Source organism: Nesterenkonia sandarakina, assembly GCF_014138825.1.
Classification (GTDB): Bacteria; Actinomycetota; Actinomycetes; order Actinomycetales; family Micrococcaceae; genus Nesterenkonia; species Nesterenkonia sandarakina.
The window spans coordinates 1,432,562-1,448,892 of sequence record NZ_JACJIH010000001.1 but is presented as its reverse complement, the minus strand read 5'-3'; the positions used below and the strand labels follow the sequence as shown (position 1 = coordinate 1,448,892).

Annotated in this window: 16 protein-coding genes, 1 tRNA gene and 1 pseudogene; 7 read left to right on the top strand and 11 right to left on the bottom strand. The window is 65.3% G+C overall.

Annotation, left to right across the window (positions count from 1 at the left end; all coding sequences use genetic code 11):
* The first annotated feature begins 158 nt into the window (after positions 1 to 158).
* Entirely contained in the window at positions 159 to 1,028 is an 870-nt protein-coding gene (locus HNR24_RS06585; RefSeq protein ID WP_310735398.1) for a siderophore-interacting protein, read from the top strand.
* Between the two features lie 21 nt (positions 1,029 to 1,049).
* On the opposite strand, the gene HNR24_RS06580 is transcribed toward HNR24_RS06585, so the two are convergent.
* Entirely contained in the window at positions 1,050 to 1,496 is a 447-nt protein-coding gene (locus tag HNR24_RS06580; RefSeq protein ID WP_058888496.1) for an NINE protein, read from the bottom strand.
* 80 nt (positions 1,497 to 1,576) lie between these two features.
* On the opposite strand from HNR24_RS06580, the gene HNR24_RS06575 reads away from it, so the two are divergent.
* The 3 genes from HNR24_RS06575 to HNR24_RS06565 are packed head-to-tail and all read left to right on the top strand — an operon-like array spanning position 1,577 to position 4,497.
* Positions 1,577 to 2,539 carry a phage holin family protein gene (locus tag HNR24_RS06575; RefSeq protein ID WP_083504790.1) on the top strand — a complete coding sequence of 321 codons (963 nt, stop codon included), beginning with the start codon at positions 1,577 to 1,579 and terminating at the stop codon, positions 2,537 to 2,539.
* A gap of 9 nt (positions 2,540 to 2,548) precedes the next feature.
* On the top strand, positions 2,549 to 3,190 hold the full coding sequence (locus HNR24_RS06570) for a CDP-alcohol phosphatidyltransferase family protein (protein ID WP_058888498.1): 642 nt from the start codon (positions 2,549 to 2,551) through the stop codon (positions 3,188 to 3,190).
* Positions 3,190 to 4,497: a glycosyltransferase gene (locus HNR24_RS06565; protein ID WP_083504791.1), complete on the top strand. Its 1,308-nt coding sequence runs from the start codon at positions 3,190 to 3,192 to the stop codon at positions 4,495 to 4,497. The genes HNR24_RS06570 and HNR24_RS06565 overlap by 1 nt, the downstream gene beginning before the upstream one ends.
* 83 nt (positions 4,498 to 4,580) lie before the next feature.
* Here HNR24_RS06565 and HNR24_RS06560 read toward each other — a convergent pair whose 3' ends face one another.
* The 5 genes from HNR24_RS06560 to HNR24_RS06540 form a co-directional block, all read right to left on the bottom strand.
* The gene (locus HNR24_RS06560) at positions 4,581 to 5,876 is read right to left on the bottom strand and encodes a PQQ-dependent sugar dehydrogenase (protein WP_083504792.1); all 1,296 of its coding nucleotides are present in this window, start codon (positions 5,874 to 5,876) and stop codon (positions 4,581 to 4,583) included.
* Between the two features lie 14 nt (positions 5,877 to 5,890).
* Positions 5,891 to 7,327: a Gfo/Idh/MocA family protein gene (locus tag HNR24_RS06555; protein WP_083504793.1), complete on the bottom strand. Its 1,437-nt coding sequence runs from the start codon at positions 7,325 to 7,327 to the stop codon at positions 5,891 to 5,893.
* 47 nt (positions 7,328 to 7,374) lie between these two features.
* A tRNA-Ile gene (locus HNR24_RS06550) sits at positions 7,375 to 7,448 on the bottom strand.
* A 68-nt stretch (positions 7,449 to 7,516) separates the two neighbouring features.
* Positions 7,517 to 7,903 (bottom strand): 6-pyruvoyl trahydropterin synthase family protein, encoded by a 387-nt coding sequence (locus HNR24_RS06545; RefSeq protein WP_058888499.1) that lies wholly within the window; start codon positions 7,901 to 7,903, stop codon positions 7,517 to 7,519.
* Positions 7,904 to 7,949: 46 nt separating this feature from the next.
* On the bottom strand, positions 7,950 to 9,017 hold the full coding sequence (locus HNR24_RS06540; protein ID WP_157075418.1) for a zinc-dependent alcohol dehydrogenase: 1,068 nt from the start codon (positions 9,015 to 9,017) through the stop codon (positions 7,950 to 7,952).
* Between the two features lie 67 nt (positions 9,018 to 9,084).
* Between HNR24_RS06540 and HNR24_RS06535 the strand changes: the two genes are divergently transcribed.
* On the top strand, positions 9,085 to 10,185 hold the full coding sequence (locus tag HNR24_RS06535) for a glycosyltransferase family 4 protein (RefSeq protein ID WP_182496120.1): 1,101 nt from the start codon (positions 9,085 to 9,087) through the stop codon (positions 10,183 to 10,185).
* A gap of 109 nt (positions 10,186 to 10,294) precedes the next feature.
* On the opposite strand, the gene HNR24_RS06530 is transcribed toward HNR24_RS06535, so the two are convergent.
* From HNR24_RS06530 to HNR24_RS06520, 3 genes and pseudogenes are all read right to left on the bottom strand, one after another.
* On the bottom strand, positions 10,295 to 11,494 hold the full coding sequence (locus tag HNR24_RS06530) for an FUSC family protein (protein WP_232301752.1): 1,200 nt from the start codon (positions 11,492 to 11,494) through the stop codon (positions 10,295 to 10,297).
* Positions 11,495 to 11,569: 75 nt separating this feature from the next.
* Positions 11,570 to 11,899: pseudogene (locus HNR24_RS06525) on the bottom strand (M23 family metallopeptidase); the annotation flags it as partial.
* Positions 11,900 to 12,051: 152 nt separating this feature from the next.
* Positions 12,052 to 12,225 carry a hypothetical protein gene (locus tag HNR24_RS06520; RefSeq protein WP_182495378.1) on the bottom strand — a complete coding sequence of 58 codons (174 nt, stop codon included), beginning with the start codon at positions 12,223 to 12,225 and terminating at the stop codon, positions 12,052 to 12,054.
* Between the two features lie 33 nt (positions 12,226 to 12,258).
* Between HNR24_RS06520 and HNR24_RS06515 the strand changes: the two genes are divergently transcribed.
* Positions 12,259 to 12,690, top strand: a complete 432-nt coding sequence (locus tag HNR24_RS06515) for a hypothetical protein (protein ID WP_182495377.1) — start codon at positions 12,259 to 12,261, stop codon at positions 12,688 to 12,690.
* Positions 12,691 to 13,661: 971 nt separating this feature from the next.
* Here HNR24_RS06515 and HNR24_RS06510 read toward each other — a convergent pair.
* Both HNR24_RS06510 and HNR24_RS06505 read right to left on the bottom strand, forming a co-directional pair.
* Positions 13,662 to 14,570, bottom strand: a complete 909-nt coding sequence (locus HNR24_RS06510) for a DNA-processing protein DprA (protein ID WP_182495376.1) — start codon at positions 14,568 to 14,570, stop codon at positions 13,662 to 13,664.
* Positions 14,571 to 14,660: 90 nt separating this feature from the next.
* On the bottom strand, positions 14,661 to 14,963 hold the full coding sequence (locus HNR24_RS06505) for a hypothetical protein (RefSeq protein WP_182495375.1): 303 nt from the start codon (positions 14,961 to 14,963) through the stop codon (positions 14,661 to 14,663).
* Between the two features lie 319 nt (positions 14,964 to 15,282).
* Between HNR24_RS06505 and HNR24_RS06500 the strand changes: the two genes are divergently transcribed.
* Positions 15,283 to 15,882, top strand: a complete 600-nt coding sequence (locus HNR24_RS06500; protein ID WP_182495374.1) for a hypothetical protein — start codon at positions 15,283 to 15,285, stop codon at positions 15,880 to 15,882.
* Positions 15,883 to 16,331 lie beyond the last annotated feature (449 nt).

Sequence of the window (16,331 nt, the reverse complement as noted above, 5' to 3'; positions counted from 1 at the left end):
CTCCAGTATATTCCAAAGTTGAGCATGATGCACTCAACTTTTCCGACAAGACTCTGCGTAGCGACTCCGCGATTCCAGCAGGTCATCCTGACGCAATACAGCGGCTCTGAGCTGAGGGTGGCCTTCGCTCGAGGGCTGGGTTCGATTAGAGTGCCGGAGTGTCCAAGTCGAAGAAAACGCGCGTCCAGCACGTCCTCACGGTCCAGGACGTGAAGCAGCTCAGCCCACACATGATCCGCCTCGTCCTGGGCGGCCCCGGGTTCGCCGCGATCGAGTTCAAGTCCGTGGGGGAGTCTCCCGCCACGGACCAGTACATCAAGCTGCTTTTCCTGCCCCAGAACCTCGAGGCCGACGCCGCTGCCGCGCAGGGCGTGGACCTGCGCCGGCCCTATGACATGGAGGCTCTGCGCGAGCAGCTGAGCACCGAGCAGATGCCGGTGACCCGGACCTACACCATCCGCCACGTGGATCATGCCCGGGAGCAGATCTGGGTGGACTTCGTGGTCCATGGGGACGTCGGTCGGGCGGGGGTGTGGGCGAAGCAGGCGCGCCTCGGTGATGAGATCAGCTTCTTCGGCCCCGGCAGCGGCTACGCCCCGCGCGCGGAGGCCCAGTGGCATCTTCTGGCCGGGGACGAGGCGGCGCTGCCCGCGATCGCCTCCGCGCTGGAGTCGATGCCTGAGGATGCGCGCGGCGTCGCCGTCGTCGAGGTCCGCGACGCCACGGAGCGTCAGCCTCTGGACGTCCCCGCCGGGATGGAGCTGATCTGGCTGCATCGTGAGGCGGAGTTCAGCCCTGAGACCACGATGCTCGCGGAGTATCTGGAGCAGCTGATCGTTCCGGAGGGCGATGTCCAGGTCTTCGTCCATGGCGAGCGCGCCCAGATGAAGCGGATCCGCCGGATGCTGGTGGACCAGAAGGGCCTGGATCGCAAGGCGATGTCACTCTCGGCCTATTGGGCGCACGGGCGGATCGAGGATCAGTTCCAGGCAGAGAAGCGCACCCCGGTGGGCCAGCTCGAGGGTTGAGTCCTCAGTCGCGGATCTCGCTCAGCCCGCCACTCCTGAGCTGGTGCCGATGACCAGCGCCGCCATCAGCAGCAGCGCCAGCAGCACCACGGTGATCGCAGAGAACACCCCGGCGCGCTCGCGGTGTCCGGCCAGACGCCGGTCCTGGGTGTCCCGCATCGACCCGGCGAGCAGCATGATCATGTCCAGCAAGGTCCAGGCGAAGGCCACGGTCACGCAGAGCAGCCCCAGACTGGTCTGACCCAGGACCATCAGCACGACGGCGGCGACGCTCACCACGGCCATCAGCACCGCCGAGACCCTCCGGTCCAGATACCAGCGATGAGCCCCTGCGGGACCCAGGAGAAGTGTCAGGAGCCAAGCGATCGCAAAACGTTTCCTCGAGGTCGGCTGGGACTCGTAAGCGCGCCGGTCAGCCTCGGTATAGGTGTTGGCGTAGAGCTCTTCGAAATCGTACTGATCGGCCATGTTCTCAATCGTATAGGTGGTAGTTTGTAGTGAACTGAACACCCACCCTTGAGCACCATCACTTATATGGAGGCGCAGTCTTGTCTCAGCCAGGAACCGGCCGCACGAAGGGCACGCCGCCCCGTACGTCGCTGCTCGATGTGATCAAGGTCGTGCTGCGACTTGGCCCCAAGCAGATCAACGATGAGATCCAGCTGGCCATCTCCCAGATGAAGACCAAGGGCGTCGCCGCGGGCATCGCCGTGGCGCTCATGGTGGTCGGCGTCGTCTTCCTGACCTTCCTGGTGGTGGCGCTCATCGTGGCCGCCGTGGCGGCGCTCTCCCTGATCTTCGAGCTCTGGGCCGCAGCGCTGATCGTGGCAGGCATCTTCTTGGTGATCGCGCTGATCTTCGCGCTGATCGGACTGCTCAAGCTGAAGAAGACGATGCCGCTGCTGCCCGAGGACGCGATCCGCGGGTTCCGCCTCGACCTCGGAGTCGCCCGCGAGGGTACGCGCTTCGATCCGCAGAGCCTGGACAAGGCCGATGCCGAGAAGCGCCGGAAGAAGGAAGAGGCCAAGCGTCAGGCTGCCGAGCAGGCCAAGAAGGACGCCAAGACCCCCGGCTCCGGCTCCCCGACGCCGCCCACCTACAGCGAGCTGCTGCGCCGCACCGGCCTGCGCCGCGATCATCTGGCCTCCCTGCAGGACCAGATCACCTCCGGCTCCCGGAACATCGCGGAGAACGTCAAGGGCAAGGCCGAGAACGTCAAGGACCGGGCCGATCGGCTCAGCTCCAAGGCTCGCGGCGGTTCGAAGCCGAAGCCGGAGAAGCGCGGCTCCGCGGACCCGGTCCCACCCACGGGCAAGACCCGGGGTGTGGCCGGTGAGCCGGTGCGCGTCACCTCCGAGGAGCCCGAGATCATCGGCGTCCCGGCTGCGGACCAGGAGTCGGGCGCCCACGCGGCCGGCGAGTTCGTGGCCGCCCGGTGGAAGCCGCTCGCGGTGGTCGCCGGTTCCGCCGCTGCAGGTGCGGTCTTCCTGCGTGAGCTTGTGAAGAAGTAAACTTCCCCGGTGAGACTGATCGGCGCCGGGACCCAGGACGGCTTCGAGTACACCGTTCGCGAGACCTTCTGGACCGTGCCCAACATCATCACGGTGCTGCGGTTCCCGCTGATCCCGATCTTCGTCTGGCTGGTGGCCCAGGGTGAGTATCTCGCCGCCTTCTGGGTGCTCGCGGTGCTCTCCAGCACGGACTGGATCGATGGGTACATCGCCCGGCGCTTCGATCAGATGTCCACGGTGGGTCAGTGGCTGGACCCGGTGGCGGATCGGCTTGCTCTGATCATCGTCAGCGCGACCCTGGTCGGCTTCGACGTGATACCGCTCTGGGTGCTGCTCGCGGTGGTCATCCCAGACCTGGTCCTCTCGGTCAACACCTATCTGCTCTTCAAAGGCCCGCCGCCGCTGAAGGTGACCGTGCTGGGCAAGATCCGGACCGCCTGCCTGCTGGTCGGGCTGCCCCTGGCGCTGCTGGGATCCACCGGAATGCTGCGCGAGAGCCTGGTCCCCGCCCTCGCGGTGGCGCTGCTGGCCCTGGGTTCAGCCCTGCATATCATTGCTTCTGTCGATTACTTCATCAAGGCCCGTCAGACGGCGGCGCGACTGCGCCGCGAACAGGCCCATCCGGGCGTAGAGGAGGATGTGACCCCCTGATGGTGAACGCCGTGCCCGTCGATGCTCCCGGTGAGGAGCCCGCCGAGACATCCGCTGAGACATCCTCCGAGGCGACCTCTGAGAAGACCCAGACGACACCGGGGACCAACCCCGGGGATCACGGTGAGCCGAAGCTGCGCATCCTGATCGCGGCAGACACCTATCCTCCGGACGTCAATGGTGCCGCCGTCTTCAGCCACCGGCTCGCGAAGAGCATGGCGGCCCGCGGTCACGAGGTGCACATCGCCGCGGCGCGAACCAGTCGCGGGCCTGACATGGTGGAACACACCGATGAGGCGACTGTGCATCGGTTCCGTTCCTTCAAGGCCCCGACGCATGAGTACATCCGGCTCTGCCTGCCCTGGCTGGTGGAACCGGCCATGGGACGGCTGATGGATGAGCTGCAGCCCGACGTCGTCCACGTGCAGTGTCACTACATGATCGGCAAGGCAGCGATCGACGCGGCCGCGGAGCGTGGCGTGCGCACCATCGCCACCAACCACTTCATGCCCGAGAACCTGGATCCGTTCCTGCCGTTCCCCGACTGGTTCCGCCGGATCGTGGCGAAGAACTCCTGGCGGGACATGGGCAAGCTGATGGGCAAGGCAGCCGTGGTGACCACACCGACCCCGTTGGCGGCGCGCACCATGATGCAGCGGGCAGGCTTCGAAAAGGTGCTTCCGCTCTCCAACGGGATCGACGTCGATTACTACCGGCTGGGCCCCGAGGACGTGCTGACCCCACCTGCGCGCCCCACGGTGCTCTTCGTGGGCCGGCTGGCGGTGGAGAAGAACGTGGACGTGCTCATCGAGGCGATCGCGAAGACCGACCCTGCGCTCGGGATCGGTCTGGACATCGTCGGTGACGGCGAGCAGCGCGCCGGGCTTGCTGCGCAGATCCAGCAGCTGGGCCTCGGGGACCGGGTGCGGATGCGCGGGCACGTCGGTGAGGACGCGCTGCGCCGGGCGTATCTGGAGGCAGACGTCTTCTGCCAGCCGGGCACCGCCGAGCTGCAGTCGCTGGTCTCACTGGAGGCCATGTCCGCCGGGACGCCGGTGGTGCTCGCCGACGCGCTGGCTCTGCCACACCTGGTCGAAGAGGGGGTCAACGGCTATCTCTTCGAGCCAGGGAACTCCGCACATCTCGCGGCCCGGCTGGAGCAGCTGTTCACCCTGAGCCCGGAGCAGCGCACTCGAATGGGCGAACGCAGCCAGGAACGTGCCGGCCGGCACAGCCTGAAGACCACGATGGATGCCTTCGAGAAGCTCTACCGCGGAGCCGACTGGATCGAGGGACGAACCCCCTAGCGGAGCGGGGTCAGGTCCTCATCCACTGTCCTCAGCTGCTGTCCTCACCTGCGGCGCTAGGCCGCCACGGTCGACCTCGGAAGCTATTCTCCGGGGGTCAGCCGCAGCAGGGCGGCACCGTCCCCGTCCTCGATGATCCAGATGCTGCCGTCCGGGGCCTGTTCCACGTCTCGGATCCGGGCCCCCAGCTCCCAGATCTCCTGCTGCCCGGCCTGATCGCCCTCAAGCTCCACCCGGACCAGCGCCTCGCCGGAGAGCGCGCCGAGGAAAGCGCTGTCGGCCCAGTCGTCGAACATCTCTCCCTGATAGATCATCAGACTGCCGGGAGAGATGGACGGGGTCCACCAGGTGGCCGGGGGTGCGAAACCGTCACCCTCGGTGTGATCGGGGATCTCGGCGCCCCCATACTGGGAGCCGTTGGAAGCCTCGGGCCAGCCGTAGTTCTCACCCGCCTCGAGCAGGTTCAGCTCGTCGCCTCCCTCGGGGCCCATCTCGGAGACCCAGAGCTGCCCCTCGGAGTCGAAGTCGATGCCCAGCGGGTTCCGGTGGCCGTAGGTCCAGATCTCCTCGGTGACGTCCCCGTCCTCGGCGAAGGGGTTCCCCGGAGCAGGTTCGCCCTCGGGGGTCAGTCGCATCACCTTGCCCAGGCCGCTGGAGAGGTCCTGCGCCGGATCCAGCTGCTGACGGTCCCCGGAGGTCACGAAGAGATGCTCGCCGTCGGGGCTGAACGCGAGGCGGTGTGAGAAGTGGCCTGAGCCGGAGGTCTTGGGGTCCTGCTCCCAGATCACCGTGAGGTCCTCCAGCGCCGCGCTGTCCCCGGAGTCCACCAGCCGCGCGTGACCGATGACCGCCCCGGTCCCTGCCTCCGAAGAGTTCACCCAGCTCAGGTAGACCCGCTGGCTCTCCTCGAAGTCTGGGGCGACGACGACGTCGCCCAGCCCGCCCTGACCCTCGACGACGATGTCCTCTGGCAGCCCGGCCACGCTGAGGTCCTCGGAGGCGTCTGCGCCCTCGGCGGAGCTGCGCAGGAAGAGCTCACCGTAGCGGCTGGTGATCAACATCTGCTCGGTGCCGGGCAGGAACTCCAGCGCCCAGGGGGCGTCGTAGCTGCCCTGCTCGGTGGCGCTGAACGGCATGGAATCCGCGTCGGAGCTTTCGGGGGAGCTCGACGGATCTTCTTCAGCGGCGTCGGGTCCTTCCGCGTCCTCGGGGGCGCCGCCGGTGTCTGCGGTGTCGCCCGCCTCGGAGCTCGCCTCGGCCGTGCTGGTCCCAGCAGCTGGGTCCTCGCCTTCGCTGTTCTGCTCCGCCGAGGAGTCTGCGCAGCTGACCAGCAGCAGCGAGGTGAGGATTCCGGCCGATATCACTGGTGGACGTCCCATGACCTGACACTAGTTCATGAGCTGCGGCCCCGGCTCGGGTCTGTTGTTCTGTTGCGTCGGGGCGACAGCGAGGGCGAGGGTGGTGCGCCGAAGTCCGGGATCGGCAGCTGCGTGCCACCGGCAAGGGCTGAGGCGTGTGCCACGATCCCGGGGGCGGTGAACATCGCGGCCCGCCACGCGTTGACCGGCGGGGACTCTCCTGTGACCAGAGACCGGATGAAGTCATCGGCGAGGAAATGGTGCGCACCTTCGTGGCCGTTGGGTGCGTGGTCATACTCGCGGGGGAGCCTGGAGCGGTCATGGACCGCAGCCGTTCCCGAGCTGAAGGCGGCGCGCAGGGCCGGGTCGAGGTCTGCGACCTCGGGCTGAGGGTGCCGCACCGGGATGAAGTCCGCGGAGATGTCGTGAGATTCCTGTTTGTCATTCCAGACCGTCTGATGCGCGAGCTGCTCGAAGCTGGCCTCGGTGCCGAAGAATCGGAAGCGCGATTCTCTGATCGGGGAGGGGTAGCCGACCCGGCGCATCTCGTTGGTGCGCATGGCACCGCCGTCGGAGAGCTTGAACAGCGCCGAGGCGTTGGAGAAGCTGTTGTTGAACTGGCTGAGCTCGCGGTCGAACACGCCGTCGTCGCGATCATCTTCTACGCCGATGCAGCTCACGCTCACTGCGCGGGCTGGCAGCGCACCGAGGACTCCGCCGATGGCGTGCGTGGGATAGAGCATCGGGGGATAGCTCGCGGTGGCCTTCCAGCCGGGTCCACCGCTGTACCGGTAGGCGGCATAGAAGCCCAGGTCCATGTCATGGACATAGTCACCCTCGGTGTAGAAGACGCGTCCGAGATCGCCCTTGCGGATGCGGTCGCGCATGTAGACCGTGGCCGGATTGTAGTAGCTGGTCTCACCCATCATGTAGGTCAGTCCGGTGCGTCGGACTTCTGCGATGATCTCTTCGATCTCGGTGAGCTCCACCGCCATCGGCACCGCGGAGTAGACGTGCTTGCCAGCCCGCAGCGCCTGGAGCACCAGTGGGCCATGCGTCCAGCGCTGGGTGAAGATCGCGACCGCGTCGATGTCCGAGTCCAGCATCTCCTGGTAGCTGCCGATGGTCTGCGCATCCTCGTACTCGGCGGCCAGGGCGGCGGCTCGCTCCGGGATCACATCCGTGATGCTCAGCCGGCTCACGTGGGGGTGCAGATGCCATAGGGTGGCGAAGCTTTTGGAGAACTGGCCGGCGCCGACGATGCCGATGCTGACCCGGCCGGCTTCCGGGTCCAGGGGTGAGTCAGGTTCCTCGGGGAGCCGGAGGTCCGGGGCTGCCGGGGCGGCCGGGGCTGCCGGGGCTTCGGGGACTGCCGGGACCGAGGTCGCCGGGCGTGAGGGAGCCGGGCGTACGAGAGGTGAGGGCCGCTGCTGCCCCGCTTCGAGGAGGTGATTCTCAGGCTGGCTCCACATGTGAACACGATCACATGCGGTGCGCGGCGGGTCAATACGCCTGTCTGTAGGGCGTCTGGGACTTGAACCCAGGACAAAAGGATTATGAGTCCTCTGCTCTAACCAACTGAGCTAACGCCCCTCGGGGCCTCGTCCGCCGCGCGAGGCCGCCAGACGAGGACACTCGGACATACTACCGAGGGTCTCCGGTCAGAGCTGAACCCAGACCGAGGCGCGCGCCCGGGGGTGCTCCTCGGCCTGGACCTCCAGAGCGGTCAGACCATGATCGGCCGGCAGCCCGGCGGCCAGCGTCTCGGCGATGTGTTCGATGATCACCTCGGTGGTGGTGAACTTCCCGGCCAGGGCGTCGACCTCGTCGAGGTTCTGATAGCGCAGCGGCTCCAGGGTGGCGGCGAGCAGCTCGGAGGCGGCGCCGATGTCCAACACCACGCCGTACTCGTTCAGGCCGTCTCGGAAGAAGCTGGCTTGGATGCTCAGCGTGGCGCCGTGGAGGTTCTGCGCGGGCCCGAAGAACGGGTCCTGCAGGCTGTGGGCGATCATGATGTGGTCATCGACGGTCAGACGGAAGCGGCTCATGGATCTCCTTGGTGGTGGGGGGGATGGGGTCGGCGCGGGGCGAAGTTCACCCGAAGGCGTGGTGCTCCGCCAGCGGATGATCGATCACGTGCAGAATCTGCTCCCGGGTCCAGGGCGCGCCGGCGGCGACGTCGCGCATCACCGCGGGCAGCTCCGATAACGGGGAGTGCCCGCTGATCAGCATCTCAAAACGGGAGTCGAGCAGATCCAGCGCCGTAGCGAGGCGCTCACCACGGGTGCGGCGCATCCGGCGCGGCCCGGGTACCTGGCCGACCTGGGTCGCCACGATCCGCAGCCGGCGGGCGTGGAAATCGGCCCCCAGCGGGATCTGCTGCTCCGTGGTGCCGTACCAGGACTGCTCGACGATCACGCCGTCGTCGCCGGCCAGTCGCAGCGCACTGGTGAGACCGGCGGAGCTGGCGGTACTGTGCAGGACCACGTCGTTATCGGGCGACGCCTCGTCCGGGGCGACGGCCTCCAGGCCCAGGGATGCGATGAAGCCGCGCCGCTCGGCGTCGATCTCCACCACCTGCAGGCGCTGCAGTGCCATCTTCGAGGCCAATAGCGCGGTGGTCAGCCCGATCAGGCCCCCGCCGACGACGGCGACCCGGTCGCCCACCAGGACCGGGCCCTCCCAGAGCCCGTTGAGTCCCACCTCACCAATCCCTGCGAGCAGCGCCCGCTGCGGGGTGCACCCCTCAGGGACCACATGGGCGGCGGCCTCGGGGACCACGACATGCTCGCGGTGACCGGCCAGGGTGAAGACCGTCTCTCCGATCAGGGACTCGCTGCCCTGCCGGACCACCCCGACGTTGAGGTAGCCGTGGGAGACCGGGAACGGCAGCTCGCCGAGCTGGAAGGGCGCCTGCATGGTCTCGGTGATGTTCGCGGGCACCTCACCGCGGTGCACCAGGGATTCGGTGCCGCGAGAGATCCCGCTGTACAGCGTCTCGATCAGCAGCTCACCCGGTCCCGGCTCAGGCAGACCGACCTCGCGCAGCGCCCCGGTGTGGGCGGCTTCGGTCCAATACTGTTGAGACGTCTGCGACGGGTGCGAGGTCCGATCAGGCCCCTGGAGATCTGCACTGACACCGGTGACACTCGACTCGCTCATGACACTCATCATGCCAGAGGTCTCCGCGCGGACGCTGCGGTGCCGGCTGTGCCAGAATCAGGACGTGCTGAAGCTCTTCTTCGACTGCCGGTACACCCGGACCCAGGTCCACGACGGCATCTCCAGGTTCACCGCCTCCCTGGTGGAGGCGGCCGCCGAGCGGGCCGATGTCACGATGCTGATCAGCGATCCGGAGCAGCTGAACCTGCTGCCGGAGCTGCCGCATCTGCAGATCTCCGCGCCGACCTCCGCCCGCGAGCCCTGGGTCGCCCGGCAGATCAACCCGCACCGGCCCGATGTGGTGTTCTCCCCGATGCAGACCATGGGCGGCCGGGGCCGGAACTACCCGTTGATCCTCACGGTGCACGACCTCATCTACTACGCCCATCGCACGCCGCCCCCGGATCTTCCCGCCCTGGTGCGTCTGGGGTGGCGGGCCTATCACCTCTCCTACCTGCCGCAGCGGCTGGTGCTCAACCAGGCCGACGCCGTGGCGACGGTCTCCGAGACCACGCGCGGGCTGATCCGGGGCCACCGGCTGACCCACCGTCCGGTGGAGCTGATCTCCAATGCCCCGCCCACCGTGGAGCAGCCTCGAGACGCCTCCGCAGATCCGACCCGTGAACTCATCTATATGGGCTCCTTCATGGGCTATAAGAACGTCGAATCCGTGATCGCGGGCCTGAACCGGCTCCCCGGATATACCCTGCACCTGTGCAGCCCGATCCAGCCCGCTCAAGAAGCTGCGCTCCGGGCGCTCGCAGATGATCCCGGCCAGCTGATCTTTCACCACGGGATCTCCGACGCCGAGTACCGCGTCCTGCTTCGACGGGCCAGCGCCCTGGTCTCACTGTCCCAGGCCGAGGGCTATGGACTGCCGGTGGTGGAAGCCATGGCCCATGGAACGCCCTGCGTGCTCTCCGAGCTTCCGATCTTCACCGAGATCGGGGGAGCCGCGGTGGCAGAGTCTGGTGTCCAGGTGGTTCCTGGTCGGGATCCCGACGCCTTCGCCAAGGCGGTGCGCAGACTTGAGCAGCCCGCGGTGTTCAGCCGCGCGTCCGGCGCCGCGCGGGCCCGCAGCCTTCAGTTCTCCTGGGCCGAGTCGGCGGCAGCCCTGGTCACGCTGGGGGAGCGCCTGGCCGGGCACGGCCGCGCGGGAGGACACTGATCTTGACGCGGCTGAGCCTGACGCGGCTGATCCCGCACCGCTGATCAAGCACTGCTGATCACGCACCGCAGATCCCCACGCGACGCAGGGTGTGGCTGTGCCCGTTGTGTCAGCCGGAGACCACCGGGTTCTCGGAGGTTCCCTCCCGGGCCCTGCGTGCCGAGGCGACGTCGTCCAAGACGATCACGATATGGCGCACGCTGGAGATTAGGGACCCGTAGAGCGGCCAGGTGTCTCTCGGCAGGCCTTGGTTCTCCGACATCTCTGCCGAGAGCGAGCTCAGGTTCTCGTGCAGCGAGGCGACCTCGGCGTCCGGGTCGGCGATGGAGCGCCCGGCGTCGCCGACGATCTGTGCCCAGCGTTCACGGAACTGGTGGTCCCACTCGCCCTCGGTGTAGCTGGCCTCACGCAGGGTCCGTGCCAGATGGCGCAGGTGTGAGACACCCTCGTCAGCGCGTTCCAGGATCTCCTCATAGCTCGCCTCAGCGGCGTTCCAGCTGCTGGTCTGCAGGCTCTCCCGGCCCTGCCGGGCGCGCGGATTGACGCGGCGGGATTCACGGGCGAAGCGCACCACGGTCCAGGCGGAGTTCAGCTCCGCCGTCATCGATTCGGTCTCCTGGAACCACGCCTCGGCCTTATCGGTGTCCCAGGAGTCGGAGAACTCCTCGGAGATGCTGATCAGGACCCCGCCCATCCGCTCATTGATGCTGTCCACATAGCGCCCGGCCTGTTTGTCCCGAAGCGGCGGCAGGATCAGCAGGTTGACCACAAGTCCCGCGGCCACCCCGACGGCGACCTCGATGATGCGATCATCCAGGAGCGGCTGCTGATCGTCGAAGCCGCTGCCCAGCACGAAGATCGCGGTGGTGGCGATCGCGATCCCCTCGTCTCGGATCCAGGAGACCCGGGCCGCGGTGATCCCCACGAGCAGTGCCAGCGCGAAGGTCCACAGGCTGACCCCGAGGAAGTGTCCGATCAGGAAGGACAGTCCCACCCCGAGGGTCGAGGCGATGGTGGTCTGGACGCCGCGGGTGAGCGAGCGGTGCACCGTGGCGTGCACGGTGAGGATCGCCGTCCAGGGGGCGAGGAACGCCAGTTCGGACTCCAACACCTCGGTCGAGACCCACCACGCGCCCGTGCCGGCGATCACGGTCTTGAGGATCTGCAGCACGTCGGTGATGAACTCGGGACGTTGAAGCAGGCTTCGGATGTCACGGCTGCGTCTCTCCGGGGCCGAGCCGTGGCCCGGGTGCTGCTCGGTGTCTCGCTGCGGATGTTCCGGCGTCGTCTCCTGGTGGCGGCGGGCCACGAGTCCTCCTCGGGTAGTTCTCGGCAGCGGGCGAGAATATTCTGCCATTGCCGCGGCCGCTCAGGAACTGCGGCGTCACCGGTCGTCCAGTGGCAGCAATATCGAGGGTTCCAGATCACCGGTGAGCAGGAGTGGGTTGATGTACTCCCCGTAGAGCCGCACACCCCAATGCAGGCAGGGTGTGGCGCAATGGCTCGGACTGACCGCCAGCGTTGCCACCGGATCCCCGGTGCTGACCCGATCCCCGACCTGAAGGCTGCTCTCCACAGGTTCGAAGGAGCTGAGGTAGCCGTCGCCGTGGCGGATGGAGAGCACGGGCCGGTCCACGACGACGCCGACGAAGCTGACCTCACCCTCGGCAGGTGCACGGATGCTCACCGAGGTCTCCAGCGGACCCAAATCTGCTCCTCGGTGACCTGCACCCCACGGGGAGGATCGCTAGGACGTACTAATGAGCAGATTCTCCAAAACCGCAGGTCAGAACAGGATCTCGACGGATAAACTACGCGTATACGAAGACCAGAAAGGTGTTATCACCGTGCCACCGCGCTCGACATCTAGTCGAAGGGCACGTCGAGCTTCTCGGCGGCGGGCTCGATGCACCCCGGACGTAGGGGGCCGCGCCCAGCCACCCCGGTCTTCGGCACTCCCAGGTCGATCTGCTCGTAGGCACCCACCCTCGCCGGGTGCCGGCAGAGCCGGCACCGGGAGTGTTTGTGAGAGGTGGACAAGCCACTTCACAAACACTCTAGGAGAAGATCGACATGTCTACTGTCACCGTAAGCAGCCCCCGTCTGATCGCTAACGGCTGCGGCGCTTGGTCCGACACCTACAACAGCATCGAGGATGCGATGCACGACCTGGACGAGGTCGCCTGGAACGCACGTAATGGAGGTGCTGACGGGTCAATGCTCGCGAATCTCTGGACGCTGGCTGAATACTGCGAGGAATACGTTCAGGGGGACTTAGAAGATCAGGTGTTACCCGAATATCCCAGGGGGAACGCCGACCACTACATCGAGTACGTCCAGCGTTTCGCCCGTTCGGTCGAACTCCTTGCCGAGCACGGACCTGATGCCACGGTGGTTGTACGCGAAAGTGAAGTGATGCACGTGGGGTTCTCACTGGATGCGCTGCGGACTATGTGTGAGTTCAATCTCGACGATCCCAATTTCCGCGTCACGGTCAACGACTGATCTCTGATCGCAGAATCCCCTCCTGCCTACCCGGCGGGAGGGGATTCTTTTTTCTCTCAGAAGCTTGATGAGTACATCGATCGCCTCTACGAAGAGCAGAGGTGTGAGCGAGGTGGGGCTCAGAGTGATTCGATGCTTGGAACTGCCAGCACGATCCCAACCTTAGCCTCCCGGACATGTCTGCGACCGGGTGACCGGGCAGAATGTCGGATCGTAAGGAGTCAGCCGTTCCTGTTGTGCTAGCCATGTCTGTGTCGCAGTAAAATTTGGCCGAAGGTACCGAGCCAGGACCAAGAGGCTCACAGTATCCGCTCCAGCCTCTTTGAGGGCCGCAGTTGCACTTAGGGCACTAAATCCACGAACCCATGTATCTTCGAGCAGCAAAACGTGACTTCCCTCTACGCCATCAGCCACATTGTGCCCCTTCGGATCAACAGTCTCCTCCCGCCCTTCGGTTCGTGGCCCCTTTGTTGGGGAGAGGCGTACGCGTCTAAGCTCCGGCGGGAAGAGCTGTTCGATCTGAGTTTCAAGAGGGTGTGGATGCCGACCCTTACCCGATGGAACATGAGTGATGGAGTCGACCGTGGAACCCGTTGCGTGTCGGAAGCATCCAGAATGGTGGTAAATGAAGAAGTTGGTCAGGATTTTCATCCGCGACAGACTTTCATTCACAGTTGATTGCTTCCCCGCCTCCTTATATCGATAGACATCAGTGGCAGACTGTCTGCCGTGGATGGCATAGGTAAGCAGCGCTATATTGTCTGGAAGCAGCGACTGACTCGTGCTGTCACTAATTTGTTTGCACCCAAAGCAGACTTCATACCCATCTACTGGGGTGCCACACCATCCGCAGAACTCGGGTATATCCAGGAGTCCTTCTAACTGAATCTCGCGTGCTGAGCGTCCTACGTTTGTCATGATTGGGGATATTCGACGTAGCTGGGGGAGGCTCCTCGTGTGAACTCGCTGCATCAGAAAGGGGCAGGTTCCTGCTTTAGGGCGGATACACTGCGGCGCAGGATCTCTTTGGCGAATTGGGCTGCCTGTTCAGGGCTACCTGCCACCATTACATCCAGGCTCCTATCTTCGGATAGGTCTCTCCCCCAAGTCGTGTGCTTGACTACGGAACCAGACAGGATCAAGGGCCTACCGTGCTTAACTGCGCTCCTCGCTTGGTGCCGAGTGCCGGAAGATTCTCCCGCCTCAACAATGATCGTCGCACGTCCATAAGCCGACATGACCGCGTTGCGCATGGGGAAAGAACTTTTACTCGGCGATGATCCGGGCTTGAACTGTGAAAGAACCATGCCTTCTCCGGCCGCAAGCCGACGCTGAATGTCTCGACTGGATGCTGGGTAGTAGCGGTCGATGCCCGTTCCAATGATTCCCACTGTCCTTACCCCAAACCTCAGCGCTGCAGTGTGCGCGGCTTGGTCGATACCACCTGCCAGCCCGGAAATGATGGTGATGTCCTCATTTGCCAGCAGCTGCACGAGACTCTCAACATCCCGCATTGCAGCTCCGCTGGCTTCCCTGGAACCAACGATGGAGACGCCAGAGTCCCCGCTGAGTCGGTGCATAGGGGCTTCATCGCCTTGAACGAATACGAACGGTGGGAAGTCCCAGACGTCCCGAAGCTGTTGAGGGTAACCGTCATCCAGGTAGGTGTAGAAGCTGGCAGCAGGGACAGCGGACTGCCACTCAGCAAGTACTTGTCCGCCCCGTTCCAGCTCCGGCGCTTCCACGATTTCGGAGGGCTGTCGCCCAGTGGCGAGTTCATCTCTGTACTCTGCCCACCGCATCTTTTCAGAACGCGTCAATAAGGCCAGAAGAGCTGCCCGCTCCATATCTTGACCGATGCTCAACGTCTCTCCCTTCATCTTCCTCAGTCTACTCAGCGTTCAGCCTCGCGCGCGATAGGTGTAGCGCTGACGACGTGCAGATGAGCGAACTGAACCCCGCCACGCTCCTCAGTCGAAGACTGCGGTGATCGGCCAGTGCTGCCCGTCGGTAACCGCCAGGTTGAGGATCAGCAGCTCCCCTATGTCCAGGGCCTTGGCCTGGACCTGCCACATCGGTTGCTCCAGCAGCTGGGCAGCTCCGCCGACAGGCACCCGGGGCGAGAGATCCCACCAGACGGTGCGGTCCACCCACGGGATCGGCTTGGCCACCACAAGGAACCGCCGGCCACCCCAGACCAGCCGCTCAGGGGCACCGGAAGGCGTCGTCCACACGGTTGCGGTGTCGCGCTCCACCGCTGCACCAGAAGTCATTGCACACCACCCAAACGGGTAGCAAGCCCTAGCGAGCGGTGTTCAGCTCTTGGTAGCCGTCTGCATCGTCCAGGTCAAGCATGATGGGCATTGTGGAGGTAGGGGCAACGTTCTAGGACTGCCGGGTCTCTATGCCATCAGACACCTCGGCACCGTAGGCTGCTGCGAGATCCCTGTGTCTCTGGTTATGACGTACCTGCCGCACATGGCCTGGTTTTGCGCCGGACTGCCCGGACCCTGGCACCGGTCAGCCTCTCTCGGGTGTGGTTGCTCTGACCAACACCTGATCGACAGATCAGCCCGGATTATGGTGGTCTGGATGAGTTCCACGCCTGCTCCAGCCTCCCTGATGCGCCTCCCGGCTCTGGCGTGGCTGATGTCACTTGCGTTCGCGCCCAACAGGATCATGGCCTACCTGTCGGTGCCGGTCGCCGTGCTGATTCTGCTTCCCTACGCGATCCGGCGGCAGGTGTACGAGAGTGCCGACGGCAACGGGATGGTGATTTTCGGCCCCTACAGGCTCGGCAGGGATTTCGCCATTCTCGCTGCGATTCTGCTGCCTGTACTGACCCTGTACTTCTGGGTGATGGTGACATTCGGTCCGACCCATGCCTCGGTCCTGTGGGCGGTAGTAATGGGCCTGCTGGGTATCGGTCTGGCTGGGATAGGCCGTGGTTCCATGGGGATGCCCACCGGCTCCGAGACGCCAGAGGGGGATCGGTGGCAGATCGCAGGGCTCGCCCAGCGGCCGGGAACCCGACTCAGCGCCCTGCCGCTGGCACTGCGGCTCCGGGACTCAGCGCCAGCTGGCACCGTGGTCGTGGCTGTCGCCCAGAATGAACGGCTGCTGGCAGGCTATAAACGTCTAGGCTTCACTGGGGGCAAGGACCGCAGGGTCTATTGGCTGTCCAGCGTGTGAGGCCCGGGGACAAGAGGGCCGCTTCCTAATGGTCGATGAACGTTTCCGCTAACCATTATCCGCGCGGCGGAACGCCGCTCACGTAGATAGCTGTTTGGATTCGCCGTCAGTACAGCAATGCATGGCGGTGCTCTTCGGTTGTGGTTGCTCGCAGCGCTGAGGATCGCGTCTTTTCACACACTGTGGCCCGATGCACGCCGAGTCGTTTGGTGATCCCCACGACGCTCTCACCGCTGTCTCGGCCGGTTTGAACCTCATCCACTTGGTGAGATGTCAAAGGTGTTCGGGTTCGTCTCTTTGGTTCCCTTACGAGCCCACGAAGTGCCTCGGCAGAGGAGTCAGCGGCATTCCGTCTCGCCAGTTCCCGTGCGGATCCCAGCCTCTCGACCTGCTTCCACGTGTTCGAGTTGAGTCTGACCGGATCACCGCGGCTTCTATGGGGGATCCGG